General features: G+C 62.9%; 12 protein-coding genes. 8 read left to right on the top strand and 4 right to left on the bottom strand.

Annotated features, from left to right (window positions below; all coding sequences use genetic code 11):
- Positions 1-62: 62 nt before the first annotated feature.
- Positions 63-6461: a HAMP domain-containing protein gene (locus tag Pan44_RS18840; protein ID WP_145035103.1), complete on the bottom strand. Its 6399-nt coding sequence runs from the start codon at positions 6459-6461 to the stop codon at positions 63-65.
- Positions 6462-6848: 387 nt separating this feature from the next.
- Here Pan44_RS18840 and Pan44_RS18835 point away from each other — a divergent pair, with 387 nt between their 5' ends.
- The 5 genes from Pan44_RS18835 to Pan44_RS18815 all read left to right on the top strand — a co-directional run bounded on the left by Pan44_RS18835 (position 6849) and on the right by Pan44_RS18815 (position 10979).
- Positions 6849-7226 (top strand): hypothetical protein, encoded by a 378-nt coding sequence (locus tag Pan44_RS18835; protein WP_145032176.1) that lies wholly within the window; start codon positions 6849-6851, stop codon positions 7224-7226.
- Positions 7227-7237: 11 nt separating this feature from the next.
- The gene (locus Pan44_RS18830) at positions 7238-7495 is read left to right on the top strand and encodes a DUF5985 family protein (RefSeq protein WP_145032173.1); all 258 of its coding nucleotides are present in this window, start codon (positions 7238-7240) and stop codon (positions 7493-7495) included.
- Entirely contained in the window at positions 7496-7810 is a 315-nt protein-coding gene (locus Pan44_RS18825) for a DUF5985 family protein (protein WP_197453461.1), read from the top strand. It begins immediately after the preceding gene.
- Between the two features lie 77 nt (positions 7811-7887).
- Positions 7888-8361 carry a MerR family DNA-binding protein gene (locus Pan44_RS18820; RefSeq protein WP_145032170.1) on the top strand — a complete coding sequence of 158 codons (474 nt, stop codon included), beginning with the start codon at positions 7888-7890 and terminating at the stop codon, positions 8359-8361.
- Between the two features lie 236 nt (positions 8362-8597).
- On the top strand, positions 8598-10979 hold the full coding sequence (locus tag Pan44_RS18815; protein ID WP_390620649.1) for a heavy metal translocating P-type ATPase: 2382 nt from the start codon (positions 8598-8600) through the stop codon (positions 10977-10979).
- Positions 10980-11544: 565 nt separating this feature from the next.
- Here the strand turns inward: Pan44_RS18815 and tssG are convergent.
- Genes tssG through tssE form a run of 3 tightly spaced genes read right to left on the bottom strand, consistent with a single transcriptional unit; the run spans position 11545 to position 15064 of the window.
- A complete protein-coding gene (gene tssG / locus Pan44_RS18810) occupies positions 11545-12723 on the bottom strand; it encodes a type VI secretion system baseplate subunit TssG (protein ID WP_145032162.1) in 1179 nt (392 codons plus the stop codon).
- 14 nt (positions 12724-12737) lie between these two features.
- On the bottom strand, positions 12738-14573 hold the full coding sequence (gene tssF / locus Pan44_RS18805) for a type VI secretion system baseplate subunit TssF (protein ID WP_145032159.1): 1836 nt from the start codon (positions 14571-14573) through the stop codon (positions 12738-12740).
- A 2-nt stretch (positions 14574-14575) separates the two neighbouring features.
- The gene (gene tssE, locus Pan44_RS18800) at positions 14576-15064 is read right to left on the bottom strand and encodes a type VI secretion system baseplate subunit TssE (protein ID WP_145032156.1); all 489 of its coding nucleotides are present in this window, start codon (positions 15062-15064) and stop codon (positions 14576-14578) included.
- A gap of 349 nt (positions 15065-15413) precedes the next feature.
- On the opposite strand from tssE, the gene tssA reads away from it, so the two are divergent.
- The 3 genes from tssA (at position 15414) to tssC (ending at position 18706) form a co-directional block, all read left to right on the top strand.
- A complete protein-coding gene (gene tssA, locus Pan44_RS18795) occupies positions 15414-16502 on the top strand; it encodes a type VI secretion system protein TssA (protein WP_197453459.1) in 1089 nt (362 codons plus the stop codon).
- Between the two features lie 95 nt (positions 16503-16597).
- Positions 16598-17122, top strand: coding sequence for a type VI secretion system contractile sheath small subunit (gene tssB, locus Pan44_RS18790; protein WP_145032150.1), 525 nt, complete (start codon positions 16598-16600; stop codon positions 17120-17122).
- A 93-nt stretch (positions 17123-17215) separates the two neighbouring features.
- Positions 17216-18706, top strand: coding sequence for a type VI secretion system contractile sheath large subunit (gene tssC / locus Pan44_RS18785; protein WP_145032147.1), 1491 nt, complete (start codon positions 17216-17218; stop codon positions 18704-18706).
- Positions 18707-18891: the final 185 nt, after the last annotated feature.

The following is an 18891-nucleotide window of genomic DNA, read 5'->3' as shown; positions in this document are numbered from 1 at the left end:
GCGAACGTCTTGGCTCAGGATGGCCTGAGTCGTTTCAGGGATGGCTTCACTCCGGAGCCGGATCAGCGGTGAAGCCAGGCCCTGAGGACGCCGAGCATGTAGTCGGGGTCGACCGGCTTCGACAGGTAGTCCCAGGCCCCGGCCTGCAGGCACTTTTCCCGGTCCCCTTTCATGGCCTTCGCCGTGACGGCGACGATGGGGAGCGACTTCAGAGTCGACACGCGACGGATCGTGCGTATCGTTTCATAGCCGTCCATGTCGGGCATCATGATGTCCATCAGGACGATATCGATATCGCTGCGCTCCTTGAGGAGCTGAATGGCATCCTTGCCACTTTCGGACGGGATCACGTTCATCCGATGCTGCTCGAGGATGCTTGTCATCGCGAAGATGTTCCGGACGTCGTCGTCGACGATGAGCACCGTCTTCCCGTCCAGCACGGTGTCCGATTCATGCAGCTGTCGGAAGAGCGTCTGCTGCGATTCCCCGAGCCTCGAAATGGGCGAATGCAGGTACAGCGAGGCCTGGTCGAGGAGACGTTCGGGCGAACGCACCTCCTTGAGGACGAGGCTGCTCCGGAGACGGTTCATGCGGGATTCGTCCCGCTTGGAGAGGCTTCGCGAGTGGTAGACGATGAGCGGAGTGTCGTTCAGGACAGGGCTCCGCTCCGCGGCATCGAGGATCTCGCGGAAGGCCATCTCTGGGATATCCGGACCGACGACCACGCAGTCGAAGCGCTCGGAGGCGATCCGCTCGAGGGCGTCGTCGGCGCTGGTGGTGGTTGTCAGCATCGCTCCTTCGTGAGACAGGAGATGACTGAGGGACGACGGGTGCGCCGGCTCGGACTCGAGCACGAGCAGCCGTCGCGCTTCACGCTCGACATAGCTCTTGAGGGAGAGGAGCGCTTCTTCCAGCAGTTCCTTGCTTTGGAAGGGCTTGGCCAGGACGCCAAGCGCTCCGCGCTGGCGGCCTCGTTCGCGCTGCTCGTCTTCGGTCGTGATGATGTAGACGGGGATGTGGCGGGTTTCGGCGTCGTTTTTCAGCCGGTCGAGAACGCGCCAGCCGTCGATATCCGGGAGGCGCAGGTCGAGGGTGATGGCATCGGGCCGGAGATCGCGGGCCATCGCGAGGGCCGCCGCGCCGCTGGTTGTCGCGATTCCCTTCCAGCCGATATCGCGGCAAGCATCGAGGAGGATGCGGACAAATGCTTCGTCGTTGTCGACGGCGAGCAGGACCCGCTCGCCGACGCCCAGTTGTTCACGATCATCTGCAAAGACGTTGCTGGAGATGACCGGATCGATGGCCTCGACGAGGTAGGCGCCTTCGTCGTCAGACCCGGACGGCGCGGGCAGGCCCGGCATGCCGGACGGCTGCGTCTCGGCGACGATCCGACGGTGGGATTTGACCGGGGCATAACTGACGGGCAGATAGAGCGTGAACTGGCTGCCGGTGCCGATGTGGCTGACGAGCCGGAGTTCGCCGCCCAGGATATTGGAGAGCTCGCGGCTGATCGCGAGGCCCAGGCCCGTTCCGCCGTATTTGCGGTTCGTGCTGCCGTCCGCCTGCTGAAACGCTTCGAAGATGATCCGCTGCTTGTCGGACGGAATTCCGATGCCGGTATCTTCGACGCTGAAGGCGAGGACCGTACGTGCCTTGTTCAAGGTGTCATGATCGGTGGACCAGCCGCCTTCAACCACCTGGATCGAGAGCGAGACGTGCCCGGTGTGCGTGAACTTGAACGCATTGGAGAGCAGATTCTTGATGACCTGCTGGAGACGCTTGGAATCGGTGTAGAGCGAACGGGGAAGCCGTTCGTCGAGATCGATGGCGAACTCGAGCCGCTTGGAATCGGCGACGTGCCGGAACGTGCGTTCGACGTAGTCGCGGAGGTCGCCGAACTGGAGTTCGCCGATATCGAGTACAACCGTACCCGATTCGATCTTCGACAGGTCGAGAATGTCATTGATGAGGTTGAGCAGATCGTTGCCGGCGGCGTGAATGGTCTGCGCGAATTCGAGCTGCTTGGCCTGCAGGTTTCCTTCGCGGTTCCGGCGGAGCTGGTCGGAAAGGATCAACAGGCTGTTGAGGGGAGTCCGGAGTTCGTGCGACATGTTCGCGAGGAACTCTGATTTGTACTTGGAGGTGAGGGCGAGCTGTGTCGCCTTCTCCTCCAGGGCCTGCCGTGCCTGTTCGACTTCCTCGTTCTTGCGTTCGACCTCCACGTTCTGCTCCGCGAGCAGGCGGGCCTTCTCTTCGAGCTGCTCATTGGTGCTCTTGAGTTCCTGCTGCTGGCTCTGAAGCTCGCGGGCCAGCGACTGAGACTGCTTGAGCAGGTCTTCGGTCCGCATGTTGGCTTCGATCGTATTCAGCACGATGCCGATCGATTCGGTGAGCTGATCGAGGAAGGCATGGTGCGCGAGGCTGAAGCGTTCGAACGAGGCCAGTTCGATGACCGCCTTGACCTGGCCTTCGAAGATCACCGGAAGCACGATGACGTTCAGCGGAGTGGCTTCACCGAGGCCCGAGGAGATCTGGACATAGTCGGGCGGCACGTGGCCCAGCAGGATTTTCTGCTTCTCGAACGCGCACTGTCCGACGAGCCCTTCGCCGAGCCTGAACGAATTGCCGATGTGCCGCCGCTCGCGATAGGCGTAGCTGGCCAGGAGCCGCAGTTGCGGCTCGCCGGAGTTGTCGAAGATGTAGAAGACGCCGTGCTGAGCCGAGACGACGGGGGCCAGCTCCGAGAGGATCAGGCGGCCGACCGTGAGCAGGTCTTTCTGCCCCTGGAGCATGCGGCTGAACTTGGCGAGGTTGGTTTTCAGCCAGTCCTGCTCGCTGTTCTTGTGCGTCGTGTCCTTCAGGTTGCGGATCATCTCATTGATGTTGTCTTTGAGAGCCGCCACTTCGCCGCGGGCTTCCACCGTGATGAACCGCGTGAGGTCGCCTTTGGTCACAGCCGTCGCCACTTCGGCGATGGCCCGCACCTGGCCGGTCAGGTTGGCCGCCAGCTGGTTCACGTTGTCGGTCAGATCCTTCCAGGTTCCGGCCGCGCCGGGGACGCTCGCCTGGCCGCCGAGGCGGCCTTCGACACCCACCTCGCGGGCCACCGACGTCACCTGATCGGCGAAGGTTGCGAGGGTGTCGATCATGCTGTTGATCGTTTCCGAGAGGGCCGCGATTTCCCCCTTGGCTTCCACCGTGAGTTTCTGGCGCAGGTCGCCGTTGGCGACGGCCGTCACGACGCGGGCGATGCCGCGGACCTGACCGGTGAGGTTGCCGGCCATGTAGTTGACGTTGTCGGTCAGGTCTTTCCACGTTCCCGACACGCCCTTCACATCAGCCTGGCCTCCCAGCTTGCCTTCGGTCCCCACCTCGCGGGCCACGCGGGTCACTTCTGACGCGAAGGAGCGAAGCTGATCCACCATGATGTTGACGGTGTTCTTCAGCTCGAGGATTTCCCCCTTCACGTCGACAGTGATCTTTTTCGACAGGTCGCCGTTGGCCACGGCGGTCGTCACTTCGGCGATGTTTCGCACCTGGGCCGTCAAGTTGCCGGCCATGTAGTTCACGTTGTCCGTGAGGTCTTTCCACGTGCCGGCGACCCCCTTCACATCAGCCTGTCCGCCGAGCTTTCCTTCCGAGCCCACTTCGCGGGCGACGCGGGTCACTTCCGAGGCGAACGAGCCGAGCTGGTCGACCATCGTGTTGATGGTGTTCTTCAGCTCGAGGATTTCGCCCTTCACATCGACGGTGATTTTTTTCGACAGATCGCCCTTGGCGACGGCGGTCGTGACATCGGCAATGTTTCGCACCTGGGCCGTGAGGTTGCCGGCCATGTAGTTCACATTGTCAGTGAGATCCTTCCAGGTGCCGGCGACGCCCTTCACGTCGGCCTGCCCGCCGAGCTTGCCTTCGGAGCCCACTTCGCGGGCCACGCGGGTCACCTCGGCCGCGAACGAACTCAGCTGATCGACCATCGTGTTGATGGTGTTCTTGAGCTCCAGAATTTCGCCCTTGGGCGCCACGGTGATCTTGCGCGACAGGTCACCCTTGGCGACGGCGGTCGTCACGTCGGCGATGTTGCGGACCTGGTTCGTCAGGTTCGACGCCATCGAGTTCACGGAATCGGTGAGATCCTTCCAGGTTCCGGCCACGCCGCGGACGTCGGCCTGCCCGCCGAGTTTTCCTTCAGAGCCCACTTCGCGGGCGACGCGCGTCACTTCCGACGCGAACGAACTCAGCTGGTCCACCATCGTGTTGATGGTCACCTTGAGTTCCAGAATTTCGCCCTTCACATCGACGGTGATCTTCTTCGAGAGATCTCCCTTGGCGACGGCCGTCGTCACCTCGGCGATGTTGCGGACCTGGTTCGTCAGGTTGCCGGCCATGTAGTTGACGTTGTCAGTGAGATCCTTCCACGTGCCGGCCATTCCCTGGACTTCGGCCTGTCCTCCCAGCTTTCCTTCGGACCCGACCTCGCGGGCCACGCGGGTCACTTCCGACGCGAACGAGCGGAGCTGATCCACCATGATGTTGACGGTGTTCTTCAGCTCAAGGATTTCGCCCTTGACGTCGACGGTGATCTTCTTGGAGAGATCTCCCTTGGCGACAGCCGTCGTCACTTCGGCGATGTTTCGCACCTGGGCCGTCAGGTTGCCGGCCATGTAATTCACGGAGTCCGTGAGATCCTTCCACGTCCCCGCCACGCCTTTCACGTCGGCCTGTCCGCCGAGCTTTCCTTCCGTTCCCACTTCGCGGGCCACGCGGGTCACTTCCGAAGCAAAGGAGCGAAGCTGATCGACCATCGTATTGATGGTGTTCTTCAGCTCGAGGATTTCTCCCTTCACATCGACAGTGATCTTCTTGGAAAGGTCGCCGCTGGCGACGGCAGTCGTCACTTCCGCGATGTTCCGGACCTGGTTCGTCAGGTTGCCGGCCATGTAGTTCACGTTATCCGTGAGGTCTTTCCAGGTGCCGGCGACGCCTTTCACGTTGGCCTGACCACCGAGGCGGCCTTCGGTGCCCACCTCGCGGGCGACGCGGGTCACTTCCGACGCGAACGAGCCAAGCTGATCGACCATCGTATTGATGGTGTTTTTGATCTGCAGAATTTCGCCCTTCACGTCCACGGTCACCTTCTGACCGAGATCGCCGGACGCAATCGCCGTCGCGACCTTGGAGACGTCGCGAAGCTGAATGGTCAGGTTGGAGCCCATGGAGTTCACGTTGTCCGTGAGATCCTTCCATGTGCCGGCCACCCCCTTCACCTGGGCCTGTCCACCGAGCTTTCCTTCGGTGCCCACTTCGCGGGCCACGCGGGTCACTTCGGAGGCGAACGACGAGAGCTGGTCGACCATCGTGTTGATGGTGTTCTTCAGTTCGAGGATTTCGCCCTTCACGTCGACGGTGATCTTCTTGGTGAGATCTCCCGTGGCGACGGCGGTCGTCACGGCGGCGATATTTCGCACCTGGGCCGTGAGGTTCGAGGCCATCGAATTGACGTTGTCCGTCAGGTCCTTCCAGGTTCCCGACACGCCTTCCACGCGCGCCTGTCCGCCGAGTTTTCCTTCCGAGCCCACTTCGCGGGCGACGCGGGTCACTTCCGAAGCGAATGAACGGAGCTGATCGACCATCGTGTTGATGGTGTCTTTGAGCTCGAGGAACTCGCCGCGGACGTCGACGGTGATTTTCTTGGTCAGGTCGCCGTTCGCGACGGCCGTGGTCACCTGGGCGATGTTTCGCACCTGATTGGTCAGGTTCGAAGCCATCAGGTTGACGTTGTCGGTCAGGTCGCGCCAGGTTCCGGCAAGGCCTTTCACCTGTGCCTGTCCGCCGAGCTTGCCTTCCGTCGACACCTCGCGGGCCACGCGAGTCACTTCCGAGGCGAATGACGTGAGCTGACCCACCATCGTGTTGACGGTTTTTGCGGTCCGGAGAAACTCACCTTCGAGTGGGCCTTCATCGGTTCCCAGTTCCATCGACTGCGAAAGGTCCCCCTTGGCGACGGCCCCGATCACCCGGGCGGTCTCCGTGATGGGATGGACGAGATCGTCGATGAGCCCGTTGATGGCCAAAAGACGCTGGGCCCAGGCGCCCGTCGCGCCGGCCATGGGAATCCGCTGCGCAATGCGCCCCTGCTTCCCGACGACGTTACTGATCCGCTCGACTTCACTCGTGTGGCGGACCATCAGGTCGACGAATTCGTTGAACGCGTCGGCGACCTTCCCGGCGACGCCCGTCCACTCCACCGGCAGACGGGCGGAGAAATCCCCCTTTTTCAGGGCCAGAATGGCGGTGAGCAACTGACGTTCGTCAATGCCGTCAGATTTGGCCGGAGACTCACGAGGGGCGGATTCGCCATTCTCCGGCTTGCCGTTCGCGAGGGCCTTTGCCGCCCGGGACTTTTTCACGCGTGTGCGCTTGGACTCCACTTCCGAAGGAGTGGAGGGAGAGGGCGCCATGCTCATGGATCATCCAAGGCAATTCAGTACGCCAGTGCGTCGCCGTCAAAGCGCCGCAGGGCCTTCTCGGTAGCCCGAGCATCGCTGCCGAAGTCATTTCCGCAGCATTCATTCGGGGACAGTCACGTGGCATCGTAACGCGGTCCCGGAACGCGCAGAAGTCTCTTCCCGAAAACATTCGAGGCCTGTTTCGGAGGTCCCGGACGAGTCCCAATTCGCGAAAGGTTGGCAAACCGTGCCGATGAGAATTGATCGACATGGCCGACGGGACTAAAAGGGGAAGTGACTCTTGCTGAAGAGTTGCAGCGTCCGCTCCGCACGACGAGGAGCGGCTCTCCATGCGAAGTGATTCGCCCGTGTTGCATTCAGGCATCCTCTCCCGGTGGCATGTCGGATCAGATTCCGCCCCAGGTCGAGACCTTCGTGGGCGACTGCATCGGCTCGATCGCCGAGCTTGAGCTGCTGTTGCTTCTTGCGGGCGACCCGTCGAAGGCCTGGACCGTGGAAGGTGTCTCGCGCGAGCTGTATGTGACGCCCGCTGCGGCGGAAGCTCTACTCACCGCCATGACCTCCCGGGGGTTGCTGACCCACCATGTGGACGGATATCGCTTTGCGCCGCGGAATCCGGAACTGGTGACGACCGTCGAGGCCCTGAAGGAGCTGTATGCCAGACGCCGTCTCAAAGTCGTCGAGATGATCTACGCCGGACCGGCGGACAAGTACCAGAGCTTTGCAGACGCATTCCGTCTGCGCAGAAAGGAATAGGGGAGCCAGACATGCCTGGTGTGGTTTTTCTCCTGTGCATGCTCACGAGCCTGGCGAGCGGAACGCTGTTGTGGCGGGCCGCTCATGGGCCGTCGCGCCGGCTTCTGAGCTGGAGCGCCGTGTTTTTTTTCGGAATGGCGGTGAATAACGCCATCCTCTTCGGCGACGTGATCGTGGGTCCGCAGACTGACCTGACCATGCCGGCGAACATCGTCGCCCTGATCAGTGTGTTTGCCCTGTTGTATGCCCTCATCTGGGAAGCCACCTGAATGAGCGACCTCATCCCTCCAGACGCAAATGCCTTTCTCCGCGGCGCGATCGCCATGGGACACTCAGTCGCCGGGCTGTTCTTCCTGCGCTATTTTGTGCGTTCGCGTGACTCGTTCTTCCTGATGTTCAGCATCGCGTTCTGGGCCCTCGGTTCGATTCGCGTCGCGATGATTTTCGTCGCCGACCCGATGGAACAGCATTACCTGTACTGGGTGCGGTTCTTCGCCTATCTGCTGATCCTGGGCGCGATCGTCACCAAGAATCTTCCGGCACGGAGCGGCGCTTCGGCGACCGGGCGGCCGACGTCGCCGTAAGGATTCGGCGCTCAGCGAGAGATTCCGGTGCCCCCGCTGTTGACCCTGTAGTGCACTACGGGGTTTATACTTGAGGCATGAACGCCTCAGCACGCACGGCCGCCGGCCCGGCACCTCAAACGCTCACCATCGGGCGGGTGGCGAAGGCGGCCGGCCTGGGAGTGGAAACCATCCGGTTCTATGAACGGGAAGGGCTGCTGCCTGCACCGTCCCGCCGCCGTTCGGGATACCGCAGTTACGACCCGGGTGTGGTTGTGCGGCTGCAGTTCATTCGCCGGGCCAAGGATCTGGGATTCACTCTCGGCGAAATCAAATCGCTGCTCGACCTGAGGCAGGATCCCTCCGCGACGGCCGCCGACGTGAAGCGGCAGGCCCGGCTGAAGATTGATGACGTTGAAAGGCGGATCCGCAGCCTGCAGGAAATCCGGGATGCGCTGCTCCACCTCGTCACGCAGTGCCGCGGTCAGGGCCCGCTGAGCGAATGCCCGATCGTCGACGCCATGGAGCACGGTCTTCGAACCGCATGCGACACGAAAGGACCAATGCCGTGAAACACATCGACCCCGTCTGTGGGATGGAAGTCGAGGAATCGACGCCGCATCACCTCGAGCAGGGGGGCGTTACAACGTATTTCTGCAGCGCCTCGTGTGCCCGGAAGTTCGCGGCGTCGCATCCGCATGCCGTCCCGGCCCGTCCGCAGAGAGAATCGGTGGACTTCTCCGGGGCGCTCCTGCCGGTGCTGGACCCGCCCGTCGCGACGTCGGGACGCGTCGATCCGATCTGTCAGATGGTCGTCGATCCGGCGCGGGCCCTCCGAGCCGAGAAGGATGGACAGACCGAGTACTTCTGCAGCGAGCATTGCCGGCAGGTGTTTCTGGGAACTGCGGCACCAGGCCATTCCTGCTGCGGCGGGACTCGTCCTACGCAGACGGGGAACAGGCCGCGCGGCAAGGCCTGGTTCTGCCCGATGTGCCCGGGAGTGGAGAGTGACCTGCCGGGCGACTGCCCGGAATGCGGGATGGCCCTGGAGCGCGCCCACGTCGGCGAGTCCGCGACGGTCTGGACCTGCCCGATGCATCCTGAGGTGCGACAGGATCATCCGGGCGACTGTCCCATCTGCGGGATGGCGCTCGAACCGGTCACCGATCCCTCAGCGGCGGCGGAGGATGATGCCGAACGGCGTTCCATGTCGCGACGGTTCCTGGTCTCGGCCGTGCTGAGCCTGCCGTTGTTCGTCCTGGCGATGGCGCCGATGGTCGGCGTCGACACTCATCAGTGGCTATCGCCCGGGCGCTCCCAATGGCTGCAGTTCCTTCTGGCGACGCCGGTCGTACTGTGGGGCGGTTGGCCCTTTCTTGTCCGGGGCTGGCGGTCGCTCGTCACCCGGCGGCTGAACATGTTTACGCTGATCGCGATCGGCACGGGAGCGGCCTATGTCTACAGCCTCGCCGCGCTCCTTGCTCCGAATGCGTTTCCCGAATCCTTCAAGATGCACGGCGTCGTCGAACTCTATTTCGAGGCGGCGGCCGTGATTACCACGCTGGTCCTGCTGGGCCAGGTCCTGGAACTGCGCGCGCGGCAGCAAACGGGGAGTGCGATCCGCGAACTGATGTCTCTGGCGCCGACGAGCGCGCACCTTCTGCAGAACGGTGTGGAGAAAGAGGTCTCGCTCGACCGCGTGAAGGCAGGGGATTTGCTCCGGGTCCGTCCGGGCGAGAAGGTCCCGGTCGACGGCGTGGTGAGTGAAGGTCGCAGCGCGGTCGATGAGTCGATGGTCACGGGGGAGCCGCTGCCGATCGAGAAGGGGACTGGCGACAAGGTCATTGGAGGGACGATCAATTCGACGGGGACATTCGTGATGCGGGCGGAAGGCGTCGGGGCGGACACCGTCCTTTCGCGAATCGTCGCGATGGTCGCGGAGGCCCGACGGAGCCGGGCGCCGATCCAGCGCGTGGCCGATCAGGTGGCCGGCTATTTTGTGCCGGCGGTGGTCGCGATCTCGGTCTTCACGTTCGTGGCCTGGGCCATGTGGGGGCCGGAACCACGTTTGGCGTACGCGCTCGTGAATGCGGTCGCCGTGCTGATCATTGCCTGCCCGTGCGCGCTGGGGCTGGCGACCCCGATGTCGATCATGGTGGGAGTGGGCCGCGGAGCTCGAGAGGGTGTTCTGATCAAGAGCGCCGAATCACTCGAACACCTGCAGCGGGCGACGACGATCGTTGTCGACAAGACGGGGACGCTCACGGAAGGCCGGCCGCGACTCACGGAAGTCATCGGCCTCGGCGGCCATGATGGCGACGAACTCCTGCGGCTGGCCGCCTCGCTCGAACAGTCGAGCGAGCATCCTCTCGCGCGGGCGATCGTCGAGGGGGCGAAAGGCAGGGGAATCCGGCTGTCGGAAGGCGGGAGCTTCGCATCCATTCCAGGCGGGGGGCTGGAGGGAGTTGTCGACTCGCGAAAGCTGTTGATCGGGACTCTCGTCCTGATGAGGGAACGGAATGTGGGAGGGATTGAGGGGGCTGAGGAGCGCGTCCGCCCGTTCCGGGAACAGGGGCAGACGGCGATGTTCGTGGCCGTGGACGACCAGCTGGCCGGCGTCCTGGCCGTGGCCGACCCCGTCAAGACAACCACGCCCGAAGCCCTGCGTGACCTGCACGAGCTGGGCCTGCGGATCGTCATGCTGACGGGAGACCACGAGGCGACAGCGCGGGCCGTCGCCAGCGCGTTGGGGCTCGATGAGTTTCATGCCGGAGTGCGCCCTGACGACAAGCAGCGGTTCGTGGAAACGCTGCGAACGAGCGGTTCGATCGTGGCGATGGCGGGGGATGGCGTGAACGATGCCCCGGCGCTCGCGGCCGCCGATGTGGGAATCGCGATGGGAACGGGGACGGATGTGGCGATCGAAAGCGCGGGGATCACCCTGTTGAAGGGGGATCTGCGGGGCATCACCCGGGCGGTCAGGCTCAGCCGCGCGGTGATGCGGAACATCCGCCAGAACCTGTTCTTCGCGTTCGTGTACAACGTGCTGGGGGTCCCGGTCGCAGCAGGTGTCCTGTATCCGGTGTTCGGATTGCTGCTGTCGCCGATGGTTGCGGCGGCGGCGATGAGCCTCAGCTCGGTCTCGGTCATTGCCAACGCGCTCAGGTTGCGGTCCGTACGCCTCGAATGATGGTCCGAATCGCGCGGTGGCGTGCCGGCGGAGGATCAGTACTCTCGCATTTCCGAACGCGACAACCGACTGGAGGTCCTTCCCGTGCGGAATGTGATCTTGAGCGGATCTTGCGGGAGCACCCTTTCACGGCGTTGCTCGACATCGTCGAAGGTGATCCGGCCGATTCGACTTGGCCGTCCGGACATTCAGCCTGCCCTCCGCGCTGGCGAAAACTTCCCGGCCCGCTGTCAGAGTCTCGCTGCGGCACGCGACGCAACCCCTTTCTCAAAGGAAGGTTAAGGCCCAAAGCCCCTTCAGGCAGGCGAAGACTCTTCCCAATGCGCAACCCCTCCCGTCAGGGTAGAGAGTTCGTTCTTTGGCAACGCAAACAAGGGGTGATCAGCCCCGCGAGAGGGGGTGAAAAAAGACTCCACTGCTTGTCACACATGTCACACATGTCACAGGTCCAGAACTCCAATGTTTCAGACGGTTTTCGCTGTCACAGGTCGTCACAGGTCGTCACAGGTCGTCACAGGTCTCCCCCCGGGGGGCCGGCCTCCGCGACAGCGAATGTTCACGTGACCTAGTCCGTTGATAGCGCGTCGTACGGGCGCAGTCCGACTTCCGCCGGCGCGTCAGGCGCCGAGCGAGACTTGAGCCACGTGTTCCACCCAAGGCGGGCGCCGATGCCGTTTCGATCACCGCAGCGGAGCGAAGGGACCTCTTCGGGACGGAGGCTGAGCTGCAGATCGAAATCGAGCTGGATTCCCGCGTAGACACGGGTGATCTGAACGAGCGGACGGTGGGCGTCGCCGATCGGAAGGAGCGAACAGAACTCGGCATACTTCAGCGGCCCGAGCTGGATGCGGAATTTTCCCTGGACTTCCCACACCTTCTGGCCGGCGACGGTGTCGACGCCGAGGCGGGTGTTGCCGCCGGCGACCAGCCGGGTCCGATCCGACGGTTCGAGCAGCAGCCATCGGCCGCACAGGCTGTGGACACGCACGGACCAGCCGAAGTGATCGGCCAGGAGCGCCTCGAGGCTGACGACCGGTCTTCGCCTCTGGGCGAACAGTCCCGCATAGTAGCGCCAGGTCTGGTCGGAGATCGCGGTCCTGGGTTCGAGCCTGTCCGGTTCCGGGAGGACGTAGCGAAGCGCGGGACTGGCGAGGCCGTTCAGCGACAGGAGAATCTCGCCGATCGGGTCGAGATGGGCCCGTTCGTCGACCACGAAGCTTCGCTTGTGTTCGGGGCCGGCCGCGGCCGCCTGCCGCTCGTGCCTCAGGGTTCGTTCGCCGCTGATCCAGAACTGGTACTTCTCCCAGGCCCGATAGAAGAGGGAGATGAGACGGTGATTGAAGAGATCCAGAAAGTCGCGAAGGGCGCGGTCTTTTTTCGCGAGTCGCTCGAGCAGCATCTCCGTGTAGTGTCTGGGCAGCGCTCCCAGCGGGCCCGTCAGGCCGAAAAAGGTGACCGTCATCTGCGGCGGCCGTTCGGAAGAGCCGTCGACCTTCACGTCGTACAGCTGGCTGGCAGGGAAGGTGTTGGAGGGGAGGGCGCCGAAATGGACCGCCTCATTCCGGGGGCTTGCATCCTGCCCGACGGCGGCCCGCTTCGGCCGCCAGGCTTCCAGCAGCCTCACTGCCTGAAAGAAGTTGAAGCGGTAGCCCTCGCGCAGGAGTTGTCCGATGACTCCCGTGGCACGAACGGGGCGAGGGGAAGAAGCCTCCTCGACTTCGGCTGGCTGCGGTTCAGTGCTCATCGCCGGAGTGAGGGCTAAAGGATCGTCTGATCGCCTACGCGATAGGGCCACACCTTGAAGGGCTCGGCCTGATTGGAGAAACGCGTGCTCAGCCGGGTGAAGGAATTGATGTTGGCATAGAGACCAAGGAACTTGTCGAGGACGCTGGCCAGGAGAAACGTACCGACGCCGGGATACTTCTGCGGATCGAACGCGAGGTCGATCTCCAGCCCGCGACAGAAGCCGATCGCGGCGTCGCCGATGATGCGAGCGGTCTTCCGGCGACTGCTGACCGACTCGATGCCTGCGATCTGCTGGGCTGTCGCACGGGTGTTGGTGTAGTCGTACAGCTTAAGAATCTCACGAAGGGCCGCCGCGCCGGCGACGCCGTCCGAGATCGACAGGTGATTCAGGGACAGGTGGGAGATCAGGCGCCAGCGCAGCTCGCCGGCCGGGAGCCGCGACGGAAGACTGGGCGGAACGAGCGGTTCGATGCGTCGAATCGGCGCCTGCCCTTCGAGCTGGAAGACCCAGCTTTCGCCTCCGTGGGTTCTCAGTTCGCCCGGGAGGTCACGGTTGCTGCAGGTGGTCCGCAGACTGAGCACCTCGGCATCCGGCAGCGAAGGATCGAAATTGAGATCGATCAGCGACAGCCAGACTTCTGTGCCGCGGTCGTTCTTCACCGTCGACGGCAATCGCTTCGAGGCCCAGTAGCTGGCCGGCGTGTCTTCACTGGCCCCGTGCCGGCAGGCGAAGAACGGCTGGTATTCGGTGATGACGCCAGTCTCGAGATTCGTGCTCGTGACTTCATCGATCGAATAAATCTCGAACGCCCGCCGGTTTCGGATATCCGGGATGACGTGGTAGTCGGTCGTTGTGTGGGTGAGGCGGATCGGCTCTGCCTGTTGCGAGAACAGGTTGACGATCGGCGTGCATCCGAGGCGGAGCATCGAGCGATCGACCCGCGGTTCCAGAGTGCGGTCGGCCCGCTTGAACAGGACGCACACATCGAGCTTCGGCCCTTTCGCCTGCGAAATGACCGATTTCAACCCGGTGAAATCGGCGAACAGGAACTTCTGCGGGAAAGCGAAGTATTCGGTGATGAGCCGGTAGCCCTCGAACGTGCGGGCGTCGTTGGGGAGCATCCCTTCGTCCCGTCCGAAGCCGACTTCGCGAATGGAATCGGCCTTGAGGAGCACCGCCGCCTGACTCGACGGATCGCGGACATAGACGCCGTCGCAGTTGTTGAACAGCGATTCGTAAAGCTGGTGCGTCGTCTTCTCGTCGCCGTGCAGGTAGACCCGCAGCGTGTCGAGGTTCAGCGTCTCCCAGGTGAGATTGCCCGTCAGGCTCAATTCGAGACGGAGCATGGCCTCGAACCGGCCGAGTCCGGGAGGGAGACGGATCTGCGTTCCGAACGGGGCCGTCAGATACGCGGTGTTGAGTTCAATCGGCCAGAGCGTGACGGGATAGGCGTTGCGGAACTTGCACTGCACGCCCTGGATCGAATGGGAAAAGAGCCGACTGTGCCGGGGGATCGTGAAGCCGTCCGTCGATGATCCGCTGCTGGGATCGAGCGTGAACTGCGCGATCGTCATCGATGGCACGGGGGCCAGATAGTGCGGATAGAGCAGCCCCATGAGCGCGTTGACGAGCTCCGGGAATTCATCCTCGAGCTTGAGGCGGACGCGGGCCGTAAGAAACGCAAACGATTCAATCAGCCGCTCGGTGTGCGGATCGGCCGATTCCCGGGCGTCCTGCGTCAGCATCAGGCGGTCGGCGATCTTCGGGCGATCCCGCGCGAAGTCGGCGGCCATCTTCCGGATGAACAGCAGTTCCTGTTCGTAAAACTGTTCGAGGCGATCGCGCATGGTCAGGTCGGACGGACCTCGCAGGTGCCGCTGGAGGACTCGACGGTCGTGTCGAACAGCACGGGTTCTTCGATGGGATTGACGCACAGGAGCGCCCGGATCGAGAGCCGGACATTGCGGTCGTGCTCATTCTCCGAGTCGACGACGACGACCTGCACCCCCTGAAGGCGTGGCTCGAAGTCGCGGATGGAACGTTCCACGGCCGCCCGGATCCGCTCGCGTGACTCGAGGCCGCCTCCGATCACGCCGGTGAAGTCGGGCAGGCCATAGGCGAGGCTGGAGATGGAGAGTTCACGGGAGGGCTCGAGGAGATCGGCCCGCCCGTGGCGGGTATTGAGCAGGAACTCGAGATCGCGGCGGACATGCTCCCGGAGCTCGTCGACTCGATAACTTCCCCGCCAGAGCGGCTCGGTCGACTGATCGGGCTCGTCGTCAAAGAGCCTGTCCAGCAGCGACGGAAGCAGGGGTTGCTGCGGAGCGATCGGAGGCATGGGGTTTCGCAAAAGCGGCACATTCAGACCAGACGCCCCGGCAACCTTATCCGGGAAATCGGGTCGGAGAAAGGGAATTCACGCAACCACGCGGCGGTCCTGCAGACAATCGCCCGTACCTGCCACTGTCGATTTTTCGCGAGGTATGTTCCATGAGCGATCCGCCGGCGCACGGTGTTTTCCTGACTGGCGTCTCGATACAATTCGCGCGGATCGCTGCGGTCGGTGTGCTCCGGGTTTACGATTCGGCCGCGGGATCCAGACAATCAGTAAGTTCGATCGGACGTGCGTCTTCTATGAGCGGCGGTCGTCGACGGTATCTGAGCCAGGGCAACAGGGGGGCATTTTCATGCTGACCCCGTCTCCGGCGCATCTTGATTTTGACGGGCTGCTGGCGCCGATTCCGGGCGAATCCCCGTGCGGAGAGAGCCTCAGGTGGGATCCCGTCTGGGATGAGATCAGCAACCTTCGCAAGACGCGGAAGGATCCCCTCGACTCCAGCGCCGACAAGGAGCCTGACTGGGACGGCGTCGTCCGTCTGGCAACGGAGCTTTTGTCCACACGGTCGAAAGACCTCCTGATCGCCGGCTGGCTGACCGAAGCCCTCCTGAGAACGGCGGGGTTCTCGGGAATGCGCGATGGGTTCAAGCTGATCCGTCAGCTCTGTGAACTTTACTGGGAGCCGCTTCATCCGTTGCCGGAAGATGGCGACCTGGCGGTCCGCGCGGCGCCCCTGGCGTGGCTGATGTCGCATGACGGCGGGGCGCGGCTGCCCGCCGTGATCCGCGAAGCGCCGGTGGCCCCGGCGGCCGGCGGGACAGTGATGAACTGGTACTTCTGGAACCTGCGGCGCGCAGCCCCACAGGGAAAAGATGAGAAAGAAGAAGCTTTCAAGAAGCGAACGCAGGACGCGGAGCAGAAGCGGGTGCAGTTCGACACGTCTGTCGAGAACGCCCCGATCGTCTACTTCCAGACGCTGCTCGCAGATCTGGATGCCGGAGTCGCTGAACTCGATGCTCTCACGGTGATTCTGGACCAGCGCCTCGCCGACCAGGCTCCAAGCGCGACCGAACTGAAGAAATCGATCTCCGAAATTCGCGTGTTTGTCTACGACGTCCTCAAACGTCGGGGCGGCCTGAGCGTCGCCGCTGCGACCGAGGCTTCAGTGGATCAACCCATGAGTGCGAACGGCTCTGCTGGCGATTCCCCGTCCAACAACCACGCCGGCCCTCCCCGGACCCGCGCGGAGGCGATTGCGCGTCTCGGTGAGGCGGCGCAGTATTTCAGTGACGCGGAGCCGCACAGCCCGGTGGCTTACCTCGTCCGCCGGGCGATCCGATGGGCCGATATGCCGTTCGCGGAAGTTCTTGGAGAGCTTGTGAAAGATGACAAGCTCGTGAAGCAGATTGGTGAAACGCTCGGAATTCCATCGAAATAGCCGTTTGCGCCCGGTCACTTCCACGTTTTGAGTCCTTTGAAGTCCCTTCCGATCGCCTTGTCGCGATTCAGTGAAACCTCCCAGGAGTCCGTGTCATGGCGAAAGAGAGCTTGCAGAAGAAACTCGACCGCGTTCGCCCTCCGCGGGTGCAGATCAAGTACGAGGTGTATGTCGGGGACGCGATGGAAATGAAGGAGCTGCCGTTCGTCGTCGGCGTGCTCGGCGACTTCTCCGGCAAGCCGGCCAAGCCGCTCATTCCACTCCGCGACCGCAAATTCGTCGACATCGACCGGGACAACTTCAACAAGGTCCTGTCAGCGATGGCTCCCCGGCTGGCGTTCCAGGTGGACGACACCGTGACCGGCACGCCGGACCAGAAGCTGAACGTCGAGCTGAAGTTCAATGGCATCGACGATTTCAGCCCGGAGAACGTCGTTCGCCAGATTCCGATCCTGAGGGCTCTCCTTGAGCAGCGTGAAAACCTGAAGAACCTCTCATCGCGTCTGGAAGGCAACGACAAGCTCGATGAACTGCTCCAGCAGGTGCTGTCGAACAGCGACCTGCGCAAGTCTCTCGAGAGCGAACTGGGGACCAAGCCGCCGGAAAGCCCGGCCAGCTGACGCCGCTTGCCGGGACCGCCCGTTCCGGTTGACCAGAGTTCACTGCCTCTCAACCTCATACCCTCAGTCGCGATTCACAGAAGGAACACTGCAATGGACCAGGCACAACAGGCCGCGGCGGCTCAAGGGGGCACGGCATCAGCCTCCGAAAGCGTTCTGGAGACCATCTTCCGGGAAGGGATCCGGCCTGCGGACGATCAGGAAAAGACGTATGCGGCGAACCTGATCGAGACTTTCGTCAAGACACAGATGCAGCCGGGCATGGTCGTCTCCAAGGACGCCCAGCGGAGCATCGATGCGTGGATGGCCGTGATCGACAAGAAGATCTCGGAACAGCTCAACCTCGTGATGCACAGTGAGGACTTCCAGAAGCTCGAAGGGAGCTGGCGCGGCCTGCACTATCTCGTGCACCAGTCGGAGACCGGCACCGAGCTGAAGATCAAGGTGCTGAACGTCTCCAAGAAGGACCTGCTGAAAGACCTGGAACAGGCGTCCGAGTTTGATCAGAGCGCCTTGTTCAAGAAGGTTTACGGCGAGGAATACGACGTCTTTGGTGGCCATCCGTTCGGCTGCCTGATCGGCGACTACGAGTTCGGCCGTCATCCCCAGGACATCGCCCTGCTCGATCGCGTCGCCGAAGTGGCCGCGGCTTCGCATGCCCCGTTTCTCTCAGCGGCGGCGCCGCAGATGTTCGGCCTGGAAACGTTCACCGACATCGGAAAACCGCGCGACCTGGCGAAGATCTTCGACAGTGTCCAGTACGCGAAGTGGAAGAGCTTCCGGGAATCGGAAGATTCGCGATACGTCGGCCTGACCATGCCGCACACTCTCATGCGGCTGCCGTACGGCAAGGAAACGGTCCCCGTCGACGCGTTCAACTTCGAAGAAGACGTCGACGGACGGGACCACAAGAAGTACCTGTGGGGCAACGCGGCCTACGCCCTTGGAACGCGGCTGACGGAGTCGTTCTCCAAGTATGGTTGGCTGGCGACGATCCGCGGAGTGGAAGGGGGCGGCCTGGTGCAGGGGCTGCCTGTTCACAACTTCGAGACGGACGATGGCGAAGTCGCCATGAAATGTCCGGTCGAAGTGGCGATCGGCGACCGCCGCGAAAAGGAACTGAGCGACCTCGGCTTCATTCCGCTTCTGCACTGCAAGAACACCGATTACGCGGCGTTCTTCGGAACGCAGTCGTGCCAGAAGGCGAAGAAATACGATTCGCCGGACGCGAACGCCAACGCCCGACTGGGCACGGCGCTCCAGTACCTGCTCTGCGTGTCGCGTTTCGCGCATTACCTCAAGGCAATCGCCCGCGACAAAATCGGTTCGTTCATGGAGCGAAACGAGTGCGAAGTGTGGCTGAACAAGTGGATCAAGAACTACACGCTGGCGAACCCGGAAACGGCCAGCTTCGATTCCAAGGCGAAGCGGCCGCTTCGAGAAGCGCGGATTGATGTGCGTGACGATCCGAGCCGGCCCGGCTGCTACGAAGCCGTCGCGTTCCTGCGTCCGCACTTTCAGATGGAAGAGCTGAGCGTGGGGCTGTCGCTGGTGGCTAAGCTGCCGGAAGCCAAGGGGAAATAGCCCGCAGGATGCGGAGGGCTGTGGTCCAGACGAAGGCCGGTTTCTTCCGGCCTTCGCTTTTGTGGATGCGGAATGCCAGGGGCTGCGGATGCCGCGGAAAATCGTGGAAATCCACGCAACTTCCCCAGGCGGCAACAGACCATAGTGACGGTGGCAGCGATGGTCGGTGTTCGACCCCGCGGCGT

The organism is Caulifigura coniformis, assembly GCF_007745175.1.
GTDB classification, from domain to species: Bacteria; Planctomycetota; Planctomycetia; order Planctomycetales; family Planctomycetaceae; genus Caulifigura; species Caulifigura coniformis.
The sequence above is the reverse complement of the archived record's forward strand: the minus strand, read 5'-3'. Positions and strand labels throughout refer to the sequence as shown.

Bases quoted from the DNA above. Each gene is read 5' to 3' on its own strand.
- Pan44_RS18840 (WP_145035103.1), bottom strand. From the start codon at position 6,461: ATGGCGCCCTCTCCCTCCACTCCTTCGGAAGTGGAGTCCAAGCGCACA.
- Pan44_RS18835 (WP_145032176.1), top strand. From the start codon at position 6,849: ATGTCGGATCAGATTCCGCCCCAGGTCGAGACCTTCGTGGGCGACTGC.
- Pan44_RS18830 (WP_145032173.1), top strand. From the start codon at position 7,238: ATGCCTGGTGTGGTTTTTCTCCTGTGCATGCTCACGAGCCTGGCGAGC.
- Pan44_RS18825 (WP_197453461.1), top strand. From the start codon at position 7,496: ATGAGCGACCTCATCCCTCCAGACGCAAATGCCTTTCTCCGCGGCGCG.
- Pan44_RS18820 (WP_145032170.1), top strand. From the start codon at position 7,888: ATGAACGCCTCAGCACGCACGGCCGCCGGCCCGGCACCTCAAACGCTC.
- Pan44_RS18815 (WP_390620649.1), top strand. From the start codon at position 8,598: ATGGTCGTCGATCCGGCGCGGGCCCTCCGAGCCGAGAAGGATGGACAG.
- tssG (WP_145032162.1), bottom strand. From the start codon at position 12,723: ATGAGCACTGAACCGCAGCCAGCCGAAGTCGAGGAGGCTTCTTCCCCT.
- tssF (WP_145032159.1), bottom strand. From the start codon at position 14,573: ATGCGCGATCGCCTCGAACAGTTTTACGAACAGGAACTGCTGTTCATC.
- tssE (WP_145032156.1), bottom strand. From the start codon at position 15,064: ATGCCTCCGATCGCTCCGCAGCAACCCCTGCTTCCGTCGCTGCTGGAC.
- tssA (WP_197453459.1), top strand. From the start codon at position 15,414: ATGCTGACCCCGTCTCCGGCGCATCTTGATTTTGACGGGCTGCTGGCG.
- tssB (WP_145032150.1), top strand. From the start codon at position 16,598: ATGGCGAAAGAGAGCTTGCAGAAGAAACTCGACCGCGTTCGCCCTCCG.
- tssC (WP_145032147.1), top strand. From the start codon at position 17,216: ATGGACCAGGCACAACAGGCCGCGGCGGCTCAAGGGGGCACGGCATCA.